General features: G+C 35.5%; 12 protein-coding genes and 1 tRNA gene. 8 read left to right on the forward strand and 5 right to left on the reverse strand.

Annotated elements, in window-relative coordinates; all coding sequences use genetic code 11:
* From BUA03_RS04250 to BUA03_RS04265, 4 genes are all read left to right on the forward strand, one after another.
* Entirely contained in the window at positions 1 to 2,202 is a 2,202-nt protein-coding gene (locus BUA03_RS04250) for a penicillin acylase family protein (protein WP_066078569.1), read from the forward strand.
* A 112-nt stretch (positions 2,203 to 2,314) separates the two neighbouring features.
* The gene (locus BUA03_RS04255; RefSeq protein WP_066078566.1) at positions 2,315 to 3,085 is read left to right on the forward strand and encodes a dienelactone hydrolase family protein; all 771 of its coding nucleotides are present in this window, start codon (positions 2,315 to 2,317) and stop codon (positions 3,083 to 3,085) included.
* 102 nt (positions 3,086 to 3,187) lie between these two features.
* Entirely contained in the window at positions 3,188 to 4,201 is a 1,014-nt protein-coding gene (locus BUA03_RS04260; protein ID WP_066078563.1) for a DUF3667 domain-containing protein, read from the forward strand.
* A gap of 4 nt (positions 4,202 to 4,205) precedes the next feature.
* The gene (locus BUA03_RS04265) at positions 4,206 to 5,219 is read left to right on the forward strand and encodes a M28 family metallopeptidase (protein WP_066078561.1); all 1,014 of its coding nucleotides are present in this window, start codon (positions 4,206 to 4,208) and stop codon (positions 5,217 to 5,219) included.
* Positions 5,220 to 5,406: 187 nt separating this feature from the next.
* Here the strand turns inward: BUA03_RS04265 and BUA03_RS04270 are convergent, their stop codons facing one another.
* Complete coding sequence (locus BUA03_RS04270; protein ID WP_066078559.1) at positions 5,407 to 6,603, reverse strand: PAS domain-containing sensor histidine kinase; 1,197 nt, start codon at positions 6,601 to 6,603, stop codon at positions 5,407 to 5,409.
* 882 nt (positions 6,604 to 7,485) lie between these two features.
* Between BUA03_RS04270 and BUA03_RS04275 the strand changes: the two genes are divergently transcribed.
* Together BUA03_RS04275 and BUA03_RS04280 are read left to right on the forward strand one after the other, a co-directional pair.
* Complete coding sequence (locus tag BUA03_RS04275) at positions 7,486 to 8,229, forward strand: ferritin-like domain-containing protein (RefSeq protein WP_066078556.1); 744 nt, start codon at positions 7,486 to 7,488, stop codon at positions 8,227 to 8,229.
* A 21-nt stretch (positions 8,230 to 8,250) separates the two neighbouring features.
* Positions 8,251 to 9,081: a ferritin-like domain-containing protein gene (locus tag BUA03_RS04280; protein WP_066078554.1), complete on the forward strand. Its 831-nt coding sequence runs from the start codon at positions 8,251 to 8,253 to the stop codon at positions 9,079 to 9,081.
* A 104-nt stretch (positions 9,082 to 9,185) separates the two neighbouring features.
* Here BUA03_RS04280 and BUA03_RS04285 read toward each other — a convergent pair.
* The 4 genes from BUA03_RS04285 to BUA03_RS04300 all read right to left on the reverse strand — a co-directional run bounded on the left by BUA03_RS04285 (position 9,186) and on the right by BUA03_RS04300 (position 11,617).
* Positions 9,186 to 9,261: transfer RNA gene (locus BUA03_RS04285), tRNA-His, on the reverse strand.
* Positions 9,262 to 9,336: 75 nt separating this feature from the next.
* Positions 9,337 to 10,053: a bacillithiol biosynthesis deacetylase BshB1 gene (gene bshB1 / locus BUA03_RS04290; RefSeq protein WP_066078551.1), complete on the reverse strand. Its 717-nt coding sequence runs from the start codon at positions 10,051 to 10,053 to the stop codon at positions 9,337 to 9,339.
* A 68-nt stretch (positions 10,054 to 10,121) separates the two neighbouring features.
* Positions 10,122 to 11,180, reverse strand: coding sequence for a chorismate-binding protein (locus BUA03_RS04295; RefSeq protein ID WP_066078549.1), 1,059 nt, complete (start codon positions 11,178 to 11,180; stop codon positions 10,122 to 10,124).
* On the reverse strand, positions 11,180 to 11,617 hold the full coding sequence (locus BUA03_RS04300) for a PaaI family thioesterase (protein WP_066078546.1): 438 nt from the start codon (positions 11,615 to 11,617) through the stop codon (positions 11,180 to 11,182). Before BUA03_RS04300 ends, BUA03_RS04295 begins: the two co-directional genes overlap by 1 nt.
* 116 nt (positions 11,618 to 11,733) lie before the next feature.
* Here BUA03_RS04300 and BUA03_RS04305 point away from each other — a divergent pair, with 116 nt between their 5' ends.
* Complete coding sequence (locus BUA03_RS04305; protein WP_066078543.1) at positions 11,734 to 13,260, forward strand: right-handed parallel beta-helix repeat-containing protein; 1,527 nt, start codon at positions 11,734 to 11,736, stop codon at positions 13,258 to 13,260.
* A 143-nt stretch (positions 13,261 to 13,403) separates the two neighbouring features.
* Positions 13,404 to 15,179, forward strand: a complete 1,776-nt coding sequence (locus BUA03_RS04310) for an endonuclease (protein ID WP_066078540.1) — start codon at positions 13,404 to 13,406, stop codon at positions 15,177 to 15,179.
* Positions 15,180 to 15,384 lie beyond the last annotated feature (205 nt).

Raw genomic sequence — 15,384 nt, forward strand, 5'->3', positions numbered from 1 at the left:
ATGAAATATTTCAAGAATCATTTACCATTACTTGTTTTAGTTTTTTGTTTTAGTATTCCAATGTTTTCACAAAACGCAAGTACTAAAGAAGTAGCGAGACTTAAAAAACTGTCTCAACAAGTGACCATTATTAGAGATAATTGGGGAATTGCTCATGTGTACGGTAAAACTGATGCCGATGCTGTTTTTGGAATGTTATACGCGCAATGTGAAGATGATTTCAAACGCGTAGAAATGAATTACATCGAAAAACTAGGACGCCTTTCCGAAATTAAAGGACAAGCTGTTCTGTATAATGACTTAGAAATTAAACTTTTAATTGATACCGAAGAAGCCAAAGCAGATTATATAAAAGCCTCTCCTTGGTTGAAAAAATTATTAAATAGTTATGCTGATGGCATTAACTTTTACCTAAACAATCATCCCGAAGTAAAACCCGCTTTATTGACTCATTTTGAACCATGGTTTCCGCTTCTTTGGACGGATGGTAGTATTGGTGCCATTAGTACCGCTAATCTTACAACTGGAGAATTAAAAGCATTTTATTCTGGAAATACGGATAAAGTCGCTTACATCGAACGTGAAAAAGACATACAAACTGGCTCGAACGGATTTGCAATTGCGCCTTCAAAAACAGCTTCGGGAAATGCCATTTTATACATTAATCCACATACTACTTTTTATTTCAGACCGGAAATACAGGTAAGTAGCGAAGAAGGATTAAACGCTTATGGAGCTGTAACGTGGGGACAATTTTTTATTTACCAAGGATTTAATGAAAGTTGTGGCTGGATGCACACCTCATCAAATGTAGATGTAGCCGATATATATGCTGAAAAAATTATAACCAAAAACAACAAGCTGTTTTACGAATACGATAAAAAATTGTTTCCAGTAATCGAAAAATGGATCACTATCAAGTATCTAGAAAACGGAAAACTAATTCCTAAATCATTCAAAACCTATTCTACCAATAACGGTCCAATTATGGCCAAAAGAGATGGAAAATGGATTAGCTTAAAATCAAATAACCGTTCCATGAAAAGTTTAGAGCAAAGCTGGGTGCGGACCAAAGCGAAAAGTTTTGAAGACTACAAAAAGGCAATGGATTTAAAAGCCAATACATCTAACAATACCGTATATGCTGACAAAGAGGGAAACATTGCCTACTGGCATGGTAATTTTATTCCTATTCGAGATAAAAATTTAAATTGGTCAAAAGTAATGGACGGTACGACATCAGCAACACAGTGGAAAGGCTTGCACGACGTTTCAGAAACCGTTCATTCCTATAATCCTACAAACGGTTGGCTGCAAAACTGTAACTCTACCCCTTACACTGTGGCTGGAGACAATAGTCCAAAAGAAGAAAATTATCTCCCTTATATGGCGCCTGATGGGGAAAGTTTTAGAGGAATCAATGCCGTTCGCTTATTAAGCAAAGGCGAAAAATACACTTTAGACAAAGTAATTGCTGACGGATATGATACAAAACTAACGGCTTTTGAAGTTTTAATCCCGTCGTTAATATCCAGTTTTGAAAAAAATATTAATACAGAAGATGCATTATATAACGAATTAATTGAACCGATAACCCAATTAAAAAAATGGGATTATTATGCCAAAGAAAATTCTGTTGCAACCACATTGGCCATCGAATGGGGTTATAAATTGGATAAAATTATTCAAAAAGTATATATTGACGAAGGTGAAATGGACCAAGTAGAAAATACCCGTGCTTTTGCAAAAAATGCACTTCCTGAACAATTGATTCCTCAGCTAAAAATGGTTGTCGACGAACTGAAAATTAAATTTGGAAGCTGGCAGATCCCTTGGGGAGAAATGAATCGTTTCCAGAGATGTTCGGGAGAAATGAATCTGATTTATAATGACGGTTTAGAAAGCTTACCCATTGGTTATGGTCCAGCAATTTGGGGAAGTTTACCGGCTTATAAAAGCTCCTACCAGAACGATACTAAAAAACGCTATGGATCTAACGGGAATAGTTTTGTGTGTGCGGTAGAATTTGGACCAAAAATAAAAGCCAAATCTTTACTAGCAGGCGGAAATAGCGGTGATCCAAAATCAAAACATTTTTACGATCAGGCAGAGATGTATCGAAAAGGACAATTTAAAGAGGTATTATTTTATAAGGAAGAGGTACAAAAAAATGCCGAGCGAAGCTATCATCCTGGCGAATAAATACTTTGTTATCCACTATAAGAATTCAAAATACAGTGATAAGATAAAAAAATTAAAGTTTTATTTTCATGACTGCTTAATTGAGAAATTTGTAAAAATAAAAATAACTAGTATGAAAAACACTCTTTTTATCCTTTTAGGAATATTGTTGTGCTCCAATGGCGTATTTGCCCAGCTGAAAGCAGTAAAATATTCTGATGGAAATCAAAAATTAAATGGGTTGTCAGTTGGCCCAGAGAAAGGAAACAAAACGAACCCTGGTATTCTAATTCTTCCCGCCTGGAAAGGGATCGATACGCATGCAAAAGAATCCGCAGCAAAGCTTTCTAAAATGGGATATTATGCCTTCGTCGCTGATATTTATGGTGAAGGAAATTATCCGACAACTACACAGGAAGCAGGAAAACAAGCTGGTTTTTATAAAAACAATGTAGCTGATTATCACAGACGCATCCAACTTGCTTTAGACCAATTAGTAAAAGCAGGAGCTAATCCTGATACTATTGTTGTAATAGGATATTGCTTTGGAGGAACAGGCGCGCTTGAAGCAGCGAGAGCAGGAATGAAAATCCAAGGAGTAGTGTCTTTTCATGGTGGTTTAGGACGCGATCCTTCTCGCATTAACAATCCAATAACGGCAAAGGTTTTAGTTTTACATGGTGCCGATGATACCTACGTTCCAGCGACAGAAGTAGCTGCTTTTCAGCAAGAAATGCGTGATACAAATGCAGATTGGGAAATGATTTATTATGCTAATTCTGTTCATGCCTTTACAGATCCAGAAGCAGGAAACGATAATTCTAAAGGCGCTGCTTACAATGAAAAAGCCGCTAAAAAATCTTGGGAACGCATGAATTCTTTCTTAAAAGAAGTTTTGAAATAGTTTACTGCATATTTTTTTTTCAAAAACAGTATAAGTTGTAGATTTTTATTAGTTTTATATCTTGAAATTTAACAAAATTATAGAAATTATACTGTTTTTTTTATGTCAAAAAGTAAAATCAGGAACGACAAAACCTGCCTTAATTGTAGGTTTGTAGTTGAAAATAGATTCTGTCCTAATTGCGGACAAGAAAATACCGATACGCGAAAAACGTTTCACCACCTCTTTATCCATTTTTTTGAAGATTTGACACACTACGAGAATGCTTTTTGGAGAACTATTAAAAATCTCCTATTTAAACCTGGCACACTGACTAAAGAATACCTTTCTGGAAAACGACTTTCTTATTTAGCTCCAGTTCGACTTTACATTTTTATCAGCTTTATTACCTTTTTAATAATAGCCCTTTTTCCAAACAATAGTAATACAGCAGAGAAAAATATACAAAAGGAGCCTAGTATTACCACTAGAAATAAATCTTTTCAAAATATTATTTCCAAAAATGATTCAATTAAAAACACCCAAACTGCATCAAAAGATGAAGATCAATTATTTAATGTGGGATATGACTCCGTAGCACAATTAGACTCAATCCAACAAAATGCCAATGAAGAAGAAAAACTTTCTGATTTCAACTATTGGATTATTAAAAAAATTCAAACGGTCAAAGAAGAAAACACTCAAGCAGAAATTATTGAAAAATTCATTAGTTCTTTCACGCACAACTTACCCAAAGTTCTCTTCATTTACATGCCGCTTTTTGCTCTTTTTCTTTTGTTATTCCAAAATAAAAAACAATGGTTTTATTTTGATCACGGCATTTTTACCTTACATTATTTCTCTTTCTTATTATTGATCCTATTACTATTGTTCCTGATTAACGAAGGACTATCCTTTTTTCAGAAATCCAGTTTTGCTTCATTTCTCCAAATAATTATTAATTTTATCGGAATTGGATGGATGGTTTACTATTTTTACCCTGCACATCACCGCTTTTATGGTGAAACAAGATTTATTTCGTTTCTAAAAAGCAGTGTATTATTCTTTATTAATATTGTTCTTATAATTATAATTTTAACACTTTTTGCCCTTTACACCTTTATCAATTTACATTAAAAAAATGAAAAAAATCTCTTTATTAAGTCTGTTCACCATTTTAACCTTAAGTTGTGCCTCTCAAAAAAGCAGTTTTGCTCAGGTGGACCCAACAAAATACATGAATACAATTACTGCTGACGAATTAAAAACACATCTTTATATCGTGGCTTCCGATGAAATGGAAGGCCGTGAAACTGGATCTGCTGGACAGAAAAAAGCAGGTGTTTACCTCATCGATCAATACAAGAAGAACACCATCTCCTTCCCTACTGGCGCCTCAGATTATTATCAAAAAATCCCTGCTGCTTTCCTAAACGCAAAACGAAACGAAAACTTAGCGGACTCCGAAAACGTTTGGGCCTACATTGAAGGATCTGAAAAACCAAATGAAGTGCTTGTAATTTCAGCTCACTACGATCACGTGGGAACAAAAAATGGAGAAATTTACAATGGAGCTGACGATGATGGATCAGGAACCGTTGCTTTACTCGAAATTGCCCAAGCATTCCAGCTTGCTAAAAAAGAAGGACATGGCCCAAAACGCTCGATTCTATTTCTTCATGTGACGGGCGAGGAGCACGGCTTACATGGTTCACGATATTATTCTGAAAATCCATTATTCCCCTTGGCAAATACAATTACCGACATCAATATAGATATGATAGGCCGCCGTGATGAAGCACACGCAGCCAGCAACAATTACGTATATGTTATTGGAGCAAACCGATTGTCATCTGATTTAGATAACATTTGTACCATTGCAAACGCAAAATATACTCAATTGAATTTAGATTACAAATACAACGACCCAAAAGATCCAAACCATTTCTATGAGCGATCTGACCACTACAATTTTGCTAAAAACGGAGTTCCTTCTGTTTTTCTTTTCAATGGCGTACATGCGGACTATCATAAACCAACGGACAGTCCAGACAAAATTGAATATGATGCATTAGCCAAAAGAGCGCAGTTTGCCTTTGTTACCGCTTGGGAACTGGCAAACAGAGAAAACAGACCAGTTGTAGATAAAAAATAGAATGAATATTTGGGCATATCCTCGCTTTCACTAGCGTTACAGCGTGGTCGGGCTATCCATTACAATCTTTATTGTCTCGTTAAAAAACGAGACAATAAAGGATTTCCTTTACTATCCCTTATGCAAACAAAAAACCCATAAAAAAAAGCTTTGAATCACTTCAAAGCTTTTTTTTATCACGTATGGATTAGACTCTTTCGTCAAATTCAATTTTGTCTGCACTGTCTATCTTAAATAAGGATTCCTCCAACGGCAGCGAAAAACAAAAAGAAGAACCAATTCCCTCCACACTTTCAACCCATATTTCACCATCATTTTTTTCTAAAAATCCTTTCACCAATAACAAGCCTATTCCGGCACCTTTGTTATCTTTCCTTGCTTTTGAAAGTGTACTCATTTGTGGCGTAAAAAGTTTGTCTACTACCTCTTTAGACATTCCAACTCCAGAATCTTTTATTTGAATTACTAATTTTTCTGCTACAATTTTTGCCGAAACAGTAATTTCTCCCCCTGACAAACAATGCTTAAAGGCATTATTAATTATGTTTTGAACCACAGAAAACAACATTTTCCCGTCTGCAAAAACACTAATGTCTTTTTCGATTTTATTGTAAAGATTGATAGCATTCAAAGAGGCTTTTTCTCGTAAAGAATCAAAAACTTTTTGTACATAAGTAAAAGGCTTAATTTTTGTTGGAGAAAAAACCTCTGATGCATACTTTATTCTAGCCCATTCAACTAAATTGTCTAGCATATTTAACTCATCGACTGCAGTTTTATGAACTAAATCGAGCATTTCTTTTGCTTTCTTGGATTCTAATCGGTCAAAATTTGTTTTCAAATATTCTGCTGTTCCTATAATTCCGGATAATGGACTTCTTAAGTCGTGAGATACAATTGCGAGGACATTTTCTTTGTGTGCATTAAGCTCTTCCAGTTCTTTAACATATTTCTTGATGGCATCTTCTGATTTCTTTCGTTCCGTCAGATCGCGCAAAATTTTAACGTATCCCAATCTTTCGCCATCCATACCGATAAGCGGAAAAACCAAACCATAAGCATAAAACACTTCCTTGTCCTTACAAATATGCCATCTATTGTCTGTAGCTCTCCCTTCTGATAGCGCAGTTTGAATTTCCGTTTGGGGAACGCCATTTTTTATGTCTTCTTCGGTGAAAATTATATCAAAACTTTCTCCTATAATTTCATCCGATTCATAACCAAAAATTTTTTCAGCTCCAGAACTCCAGCTATTTATTATAAATTCATTATCAAGAGTGAAAATCGAATAATCTTGTAGACTATCAATTATTTGGCTATAAAACTCAGCTGTTGGAATGTATTTACTTTTAAGAATTTTAGCATTTGTTTTCTTGTTTTCCATTAAATTATATAAATAATATTTTAAATTTTGAAAGCTTATGATCAATTGATTTGATTGTCTAGAGCGCTCAAAGATAAACAAAAGAAAATACGATTGCTTTAATACAAAGAATATAAACCCTATCTGGCCAATACACACTAGAAAAGCTATTTTATTTACTCATTAAATAAGAAAATTCTAAATAACTTTACTAACCTCAATTTGATAGTCTCCCATTTTATACTATTTAAGCTACTAAAATACCCAATACAATTTCACTAACCTTTATGGATTGAAAATGCTCGATTTCTTGATTTTCTCAGCTTTCTACTCCTTTTACTATTAAAATTGTACTTATTCTAAAGTGGTCGCCTTCGAATAAATTACAAACTGATGCAAATGCTGAATAGGATCTTCATTGAAACTACAAATATTTTATGAGTTACTTCCTCTCCAGTTACAAATCTGATTTTAACCAATTAGATAATTATTTTTTGATACTAATTCAATTTTATTTCAAACTAAACCTACAAGAAGAAGTTAATTTGCTACTGGATAACACATTACATTAATTTTATAAGTTTTAGATTAAATTGTGTAAGTTTTCAATAAAGCTTTATACCTAAATTTGATTGCATCAAAACACCAGTCATTACAATCTTACTTTGAGTACTTTACTAAGAGCATTGATTGAAAAGTAAGAAAAGAATATTTTTTACATACTCAAAATTATATACCACATTAAGTAACATAGAAAAAAAAACTATGATATAAATCAGAAAAGAGAATCACATAAAAAACAAAAAGCAATAATTAAAAAAATTCCTTGCACCTGAATCAATTACAAGTTCTATAATACGCATTGGTTACCAAGTTTGATTACTAACTTTTAAATGTTTAATTATGAAAAATGAAGTAAAAATTCATGAAGTAAGTTCCTCTACCCTCAAAGGCCGACGGGAATTTCTTAAAATCAGTGGTCTGGTCGTTGCCAGCACAGGACTGATTATGATGGGATGTAACGATGATGATAATCCCACTGCTGATGACAAATTTCCAGGAATTAGAAATGGAAAGTTTGATTTAGGTGGCAACGATTTAGGTGTACTGAGTTATGCCTATGCTTTGGAGCAATTGGAAGCAGACTTTTATACAAAAGTAGTTAATGCAAGCAACTTCACAGCGACTTTTAATGCGACTGAACGACAAGTTCTCACTGATTTGTATTATCATGAGGTAATTCACAGAGAATTTTTCAAAACTGCTTTAACCGGGGCGCTTCCTAATCCAAGCGTTCAGTTACTTCCTAATCTGGCATTCAATTACGGTAGTTTAAATTTCAATAGCCGTAATGAAGTTTTAGCCACAGCAAAAGCTTTAGAGGATACTGGCGTAGCGGCTTACAATGGTGCTGGAAGATTGTTGACAAATCCTGATTACTTAGTATTAGCGGGAAAAATTGTTTCAGTCGAAGCACGGCATGCCTCTGCGATTAGAAGTTTAATTAATCCCAACTCTGCTGATTTTGCTGGTGATGATGTAGTAAACACGACTACCGGACTTGATGTCGTAAAAACTCCTTCTCAAGTTCTACCTATTGCTGGTGGATTTATCACAACTCCTTTTACTGCGCAATTTTTACCCTAATCAAATTTAAAACTTATCATTATGAACATATTAAAATTTTTAGAACCGTTTACCAATGAGAATTTAATGAATGGTAAAGGTTCCAGAAGAGACAGTTTCAATCTGTTTGGACATTTAGGTAAAAATGCTGCATTAGCAGCTGTGCCGTTTGGTCTTGCTGGGTTAACTTCCTCTAACGCATTTGCTGCTGATATTAGCCCTACACCTGCAACTCCAATTGGAGCCTTGCAACTGGCCCTAACGCTGGAATATTTAGAAAAAGAATTCTATATTATGGGGTTAGCATCAGGTGTGATTCCAACAGCCGGTCGAGAAGAAAAAGTATTTATGCAAATTTCTGCACATGAAACGGATCACGTAACCTTCTTGATTGCAGGTTTAGGAGGATCTGGAAGTGCTAATTTTGTTGCCAAACCCACTTTTGACTTTACTGTTGGTGGTACTTTTGATCCTTTTAACGCAACTGGAATTGGAAAAACTGCGGCATACGCTCAATTTCTGGCTTTGGCGCAAGCTTTTGAAGATACGGGAGTTCGTGCTTATAAAGGACAAGCTACTAATTTAATATCCACTCCAGATTTATTAACCGCAGCATTGCAAATTCATTCAGTGGAAGCGCGCCATGCCTCCGAAGTGAGAAGATTGCGAGGGTTAAAAGGGTGGATCACTGGAAATGAAAGAGGAGCTGGAATGCCAGCGGCAACACAACCAGTATATGATGGTGAACAAGTTACCACTCAGGCGGGTTTCAATACCGCAGCACTCTTTGGAGCATCTGCAGGATCTGAATCTTTTGATGAGCCTTTGACAACAGCTGAAACTGTTACTATTGCAAATCTGTTTATCGTGTAATTAGTAATTAAAATTTCAAACAAACTCAGTAAGTTGTAAAATTGAAATTAAGCACGTTATTCCACAAAAAAAGCCTCTCATTTCTGAGAGGCTTTTGCCTTTTTGGGTGGGAGACGGGGCTCGAACCCGCGACCCTCGGTACCACAAACCGATGCTCTAACCAACTGAGCTACAACCACCATACTGCTTAGCGGTGGCAAATATACAACATAAGTTTACTTTTGCAAATAATTTTTTTAAAAATTTACATCTATTTTAGATCAAATCTCCTAAGCTATTGACTGCCAAATATCTTTCTACCGTAAAACCTTCTGCATGTTCTACTCCAGAAAGCCGTCCCAAATCTCTGGAACGGTAATTCAGGCTTTCCAAGAAGTTTTTACTCGTTATTGGGGACTCCGGCTCATTCGAATTAGCATCATAGAACTGAGAACCGTAGGCCAGAATAGCTTCGATCTTTTTATCAGTAAAACCGGTAATGTCAACCACAAAATCAGGGGCTATATTTTTCCATTGAATGTAATGATATACCATTTTAGGTCGCCAAGCAGTTTGCTTCTCTCCCTCCACTGTGGTTTCTATTTTCATCAATCCAGCTAAAAAACAAGCATCTGAAACCAACTTGCTTCCCTTTGCATGATCTATATGACGGTCATCAATCGCATTGCATAAAACTATTTCTGGCTGGTATTTGCGAATCATTTTTATGATTTCCATTTGATGCTTTTCATCATTGACAAAAAAGCCATCTCGCATTTCTAAATTTTCACGTATGGAAACGCCCAAAATAGCAGCAGCAGTACTCGCTTCCTGATCTCTTATTACAGCAGATCCGCGGGTGCCTAATTCGCCACGAGTTAAATCAATTATTCCTACTGATTTACCTAAAGAGATTTCTTTTAGCAAGGTTCCAGCACAACCCAATTCTACATCATCTGGATGCGCACCAAAAGCTAATATATCTAATTTCATTGTTTCTTAATTTATTAATATTTTTTATTGTTCGTGGTTTTATAGCATAAAGTCAAGCAAAAATTCATTTACAAAACTTTTTTCATGGTCATGGATTTATTGACACTTTCCTCCCACTCTTTAGCTGGAATACTATCCTTAGTAATCCCACAACCCATATATAAGTAAGCTTGCAAACCCTTAATTTGCATGCAGCGCAAGTTTACATATAAATCAGAACTATTGGTACTCGTTGTAAAATTGCAATTTAATTCCCCCAGAAAACCAGTATAAAAACTCCGGTCATACTGCTCATTTTTTACAATAAAAGCTTTGGAATTTTCTTTTGGTAAACCACAAACGGCGGGCGTTGGATGCAACAAACCAATCACTTTTTTCAAACTGGAATCGGAATTCAGTTGTCCCGAAACATCCGTTCTTATATGCCAAATACTTCCTGCTTTAATGCTATATGCTTTTGTATATCGAACAGCTGTGGCTACATTTTCCACCTTTGAAACGATATAATCAGTAACAAACTGTTGTTCCTCTTTTTCTTTTTCTCCCCAAATAATCTCAGAAGAACCTGTATCTATTTGCGTTCCTGCTAGAGAAATCGTCTCAAAATACGTGTCTTTAACTTTTAACAATTGCTCTGGTGTGGCGCCTAACCAAGTTCCAATCTTTGGATGGTAAAAGCAATAGACAAAAGTAGAAGGATAGCGCTGTATTAATTTTTTAAACGTTGCTATCAAATCAAATTCGGCTAAGTCCACTTTTTCGCTGCGGGACAAGACTACTTTTTTGAACTCATCATTGTTTATGGCTTCAATTCCCTTGGCAACTAAGGCTTCAAAATTAATTTTAGAGTTAGTATTAACCTCAATCACTTCCTGCTGAGAATTCGTCATTACCTTTTTATCCAAAGAAAAATGCACCACTGCCGATGCGCTTTCAGGAATTAAATAAGTTTTAGCGCCATCAAAAGTGGCTATTACAAACCCCTTTTCGGTATAATCATTAACTTCAAATACAGTATCGTTCTGCTGAAAAAAGCCGATTCCCGCCTCTGAATTTGGCTTACAATACAATACAAAAGGAAGTTTTGCTTGAAGATGATTTTGGGCTAGAGTTACAATTTCTTCCATTATTTGTCCTCACTTTTTCTTTTTGGCAAAATCATATTGGTTAATTTGCAAAGTGAAATTAAAGCGTTCTTTTCATCTGTAATTCGTATTTCCCAAAGGTGAATACTTCTTCCTTTGTGAACGATTCTTGCTGTTGCTGTAACAATTCCGTCACGTTTTGCTTTCAAATGATTTGCGGCTATCTCGATTCCGCGGACTTCACTTACATCAGAGTTTACATAAAGCATAGAAGCGGCACTACCTACACTCTCCGCTAAAGCCACTGATGCGCCACCATGCAATAATCCCATTGGCTGATGTACAGAAGGATTCACGGGCATTGTGGCTACTAAAAAATCTTCTCCTGCATCAGTATATTCAATACCCAGTGTTTGCATTAAAGTATTTTTAGAAACGTGGTTGCAATACTGCAGTATTTTTTCTTTGTCGAATGTCATGTTATTTGCTTTTAAAATGTAAAATTAAATAAAAGATAAGTCACAAAACAGGAAATACAATTGTTATTCTAATTTCGAAAATAGATTTTTCCTATTTTTACAAAAAATATAACGAGATGCGTCCTAAAATAATATTGTTTTTTATTGGAATTGTACTTTCGGTGTGTTCCTGTCGTTCTGATTTTGAGACCGTAGCCAGCACAGGTGATTTAGAGTTTTCCAAAGACACTATTTACCTCGACACTGTGTTCTCAAACATTGGTTCTAGCACGTACCGACTCAAAGTCTACAATAAAAGTAAGAATGACATCACTATCCCTAGTATTAGTTTAGGAAAAGGATTGAATTCTAAATACCGCATGTCCGTAGATGGAATGCAGGGAACAAATGGGAAAATTTTTAACAATGTCGATTTATTGGCGAAAGACAGTTTGTATATTTTTATAGAAACCACCGCTAGTAGTGCTGACGCTAACGCAACCGATTTTTTATATACGGATCAAATTCAATTTGACAGTGGCGAGAAGCTACAAAAAGTAGAATTGGTAACCCTTATTCAAGACGCCGTTTTCCTATACCCCAAACGTTTTGCCGATGGAACGACGGAAACACTTCCTATTGGTAACGAAAAAATAGATGGCTTTTATCTGGACGAAAATGATCCTGTGAATGGAAATGAATTGCAATTTACAAATGAAAAACCGTACGTGATTTATGGTTATGCAGCGATTCCTTCGAATAAAACAGCCACTTTTGAAGCCGGAACCAGAGTGCATTTTCATGCTAATTCTGGACTTATTGTAGCCAATAAAGCTTCGATACAAGTCAATGGAGCGCTTTCTACAACGGACAAGCTCGAAAACGAAGTCATCTTTGAAGGCGACCGTTTAGAACCTAATTTTTCAAACGTACCAGGACAATGGGGAACGATTTGGCTTACTGACGGCAGCACAAATAACACAATAAAAAACCTCACAATAAAAAATGCTACCATAGGGTTGTTGATTCAAAATAATGATGGCACCACGGTATCAATCAAAAATACACAAATTTACAACTCAGCAAACTACGGAATTTTGGCGCAGACCGCTAAAATCAATGCCGAAAACGTAGTCAGCAACAATGCTGGACAAGCGAGTTTAGCGTGTACATATGGAGGAAATTATAAATTCTCTCATTGTACTTTTAATAACAACTGGAATAGTTCGCAACAAGTAGCCGTTTTAATTAGCAACAATAGTACGGGAGCAATTCCCGAAGCGCGAGACCTCACTGCAGCTACTTTCAATAATTGCATCATTTATGGTTCGTATTCAAATGAAATGATTCTAAATAAAAAAAGTGAAGCTACTTTTGAATACCAGTTCAACCATTGCCTCATCAAATTTGACAACGTGTCCAACCCATTTACCACCAATCCCAATTATCAATTCACTACCGACACAGCACATTATAATGGTATAATTTTGAATAAAGACCCTAAATTTTTGAGTGTATCACAGCATAAATTGAACATCGATGCATCTTCATCCGCTTTCGCAAAAGGGAATTCGGTTTATTTGATTCCCTTAGATATTTTAGGGAATACAAGAACGCTACCGCCTGATATGGGAGCGTATCAAAGCAAAGCCTTTCCCAAATAGAAAACATTTATCTACAACAGAATAGAATATTAAAAATCTTCATTTATTTAAACATCTAGTAACATGAATCTGTGATATAAATAGTAGTTTTGATCAAATTCCAATTTAATATAAAAATTCATTTTTAAACCAAAAATTAAACTATGAAACAAATCTACTCGCTACTCTTATTGTTTCTTTTTACAGCCGGCTTTGCACAAGCGCCAACTGGCTATTACACAACTGCCACAGGAAGCGGATACACTTTAAAAACACAGTTGTACAGCATTATTAAAGATCATACAGTTCTTAGCTACGGAGATCTTTATGTGACCTATGAAACGTCAGATATTGATAATTTCTTTGAAAAAGATGGTTCGGTTTTAGACATGTATTCCGAGAATCCAGCGGGAACAGATCCATACACGTACAGCATTGCATCAGCGCAACGATGCGGACCTAGTGGTTACGTAAAAGAAGGAGATTGTTACAATAGAGAACACATCATACCACAATCTATATTTAGCCAAGCATCACCGATGGTTTCTGATGCGCATTTTATTACTCCTACTGACGGAGAAGTAAATGGAATCCGATCCAATTATCCACATTCTACAGTAGCAACTGCAACTCAAACTACTCTTAACGGAAGTAAACTTGGAGCCAGTACAACTGCTGGTTATACCGGTCCTGTTTTTGAACCAATTGATGAATTCAAAGGAGATATTGCCAGAATGTATTTCTATTTTGCAACTCGTTATGAAAATACAGTTGCCGGATACAATTACCCAATGTTCAATAATTCAACTAATAAAGTATTTACCACAGCATTTCTAAATCAATTGTTGGCTTGGCACAATCAAGATCCAGTAAGTGCGAGAGAGATTGCGCGTAACAACGCTATTTATGCGCGTCAAAACAATAGAAATCCCTATATTGACAATCCTGATTATGTAACAGCTATTTGGAAAATTGAAGTAGTTGATACAGAAGCACCGACTGCTGTGGCAAACGTAACAGTAACTGAGACTACCGCTAACACTGCAACCTTGACTTGGACAGCTGCAACGGATAATGTTGCAGTTACGGCTTATGATATATATGTAAACGGCACCTTAAAAACAACTGAAACTGGATTAACAGCCACTGTAAATGGTTTAGCTGCATCTACAACATATACATTCTATGTTATAAGCAGAGATGCTGAAAGAAATTCTTCAATTGCTAGCACTTCGGTAGAGGGTGTCACTAAAGCTCCAGATGCAGGCACTACTTTTTGTGCATCGGAAGATTTTCAAACCATTCCTACAAATTCAGGTTCCTATGTTACACACACCTGGACTAACGCGGGAATTTCATGGACATCTACAGATTCTCGTACCGACCAAACATTGAATTCTAGAGCAATAACAATACGAAATGGTTCTCTTTCCTCTTCGTCTGTTGCTAATGGCATCAAGGATTTGACCGTTACTACCCAACTTGTTTTTTCTGGAACCGCAGGATCATTCAAACTTAATGTCAATGGAGTTGAAGTTGGGACCATACCTTACAGTACAACCGCGACTACAACAACTATTTCAGGAATAAATGTAACCGGAAATGTAATCATAAGCATTTCAGGAAACAGTAGCACATCAAATCGTGTAAAATTTGACGATCTTTCTTGGACATGCTCCGCCTCACTTAGCGTTGATGAATTAGAAACAAAGAGTTTTAATATTTATCCAAATCCATCCAGTGGAAATGTCAAAATAAATTTCGAAAATCCAAATGAGAACTACAATGTTCAAGTATTTTCTGTTTTAGGTCAAAAAGTTTTTGAAAAAGATTTTACAAACAGTTCTTCTGCTGTTATCAACAATCTTCAGAAAGGAGTTTACTTAGTTAAAATAACTACCGATACAAAATCAGTTACTAAAAAACTTATTGTAAACTAGTTTAAAAATTAAACAATTCATTTAAAGCGGCACCTATTGCCGCTTTTTTTGTTTTTAATTTTTCGGAAAAAACTTTTCGATTCTAGTACAAAATAGCTTCCTCGATTTTGTTTCTATTTTTTTTACAAACGAAAGCTACTTTCTTCCTTATGAAAATAATTATGTTAAGAAAATCATAATAAAATTAACAATCCCTTAACATAAA

It is taken from the genome of Flavobacterium fryxellicola (assembly GCF_900143245.1).
Classification (GTDB): domain Bacteria; phylum Bacteroidota; class Bacteroidia; order Flavobacteriales; family Flavobacteriaceae; genus Flavobacterium; species Flavobacterium fryxellicola.

Coding starts and splice junctions, on each gene's coding strand:
- BUA03_RS04255 (WP_066078566.1), top strand. CDS start 2,315: ATGAAAAACACTCTTTTTATCCTTTTAGGAATATTGTTGTGCTCCAAT.
- BUA03_RS04275 (WP_066078556.1), top strand. CDS start 7,486: ATGAAAAATGAAGTAAAAATTCATGAAGTAAGTTCCTCTACCCTCAAA.
- BUA03_RS04295 (WP_066078549.1), bottom strand. CDS start 11,180: ATGGAAGAAATTGTAACTCTAGCCCAAAATCATCTTCAAGCAAAACTT.
- BUA03_RS04280 (WP_066078554.1), top strand. CDS start 8,251: ATGAACATATTAAAATTTTTAGAACCGTTTACCAATGAGAATTTAATG.
- BUA03_RS04310 (WP_066078540.1), top strand. CDS start 13,404: ATGAAACAAATCTACTCGCTACTCTTATTGTTTCTTTTTACAGCCGGC.
- BUA03_RS04300 (WP_066078546.1), bottom strand. CDS start 11,617: ATGACATTCGACAAAGAAAAAATACTGCAGTATTGCAACCACGTTTCT.
- BUA03_RS04305 (WP_066078543.1), top strand. CDS start 11,734: ATGCGTCCTAAAATAATATTGTTTTTTATTGGAATTGTACTTTCGGTG.
- BUA03_RS04260 (WP_066078563.1), top strand. CDS start 3,188: ATGTCAAAAAGTAAAATCAGGAACGACAAAACCTGCCTTAATTGTAGG.
- bshB1 (WP_066078551.1), bottom strand. CDS start 10,053: ATGAAATTAGATATATTAGCTTTTGGTGCGCATCCAGATGATGTAGAA.
- BUA03_RS04270 (WP_066078559.1), bottom strand. CDS start 6,603: ATGGAAAACAAGAAAACAAATGCTAAAATTCTTAAAAGTAAATACATT.
- BUA03_RS04250 (WP_066078569.1), top strand. CDS start 1: ATGAAATATTTCAAGAATCATTTACCATTACTTGTTTTAGTTTTTTGT.
- BUA03_RS04265 (WP_066078561.1), top strand. CDS start 4,206: ATGAAAAAAATCTCTTTATTAAGTCTGTTCACCATTTTAACCTTAAGT.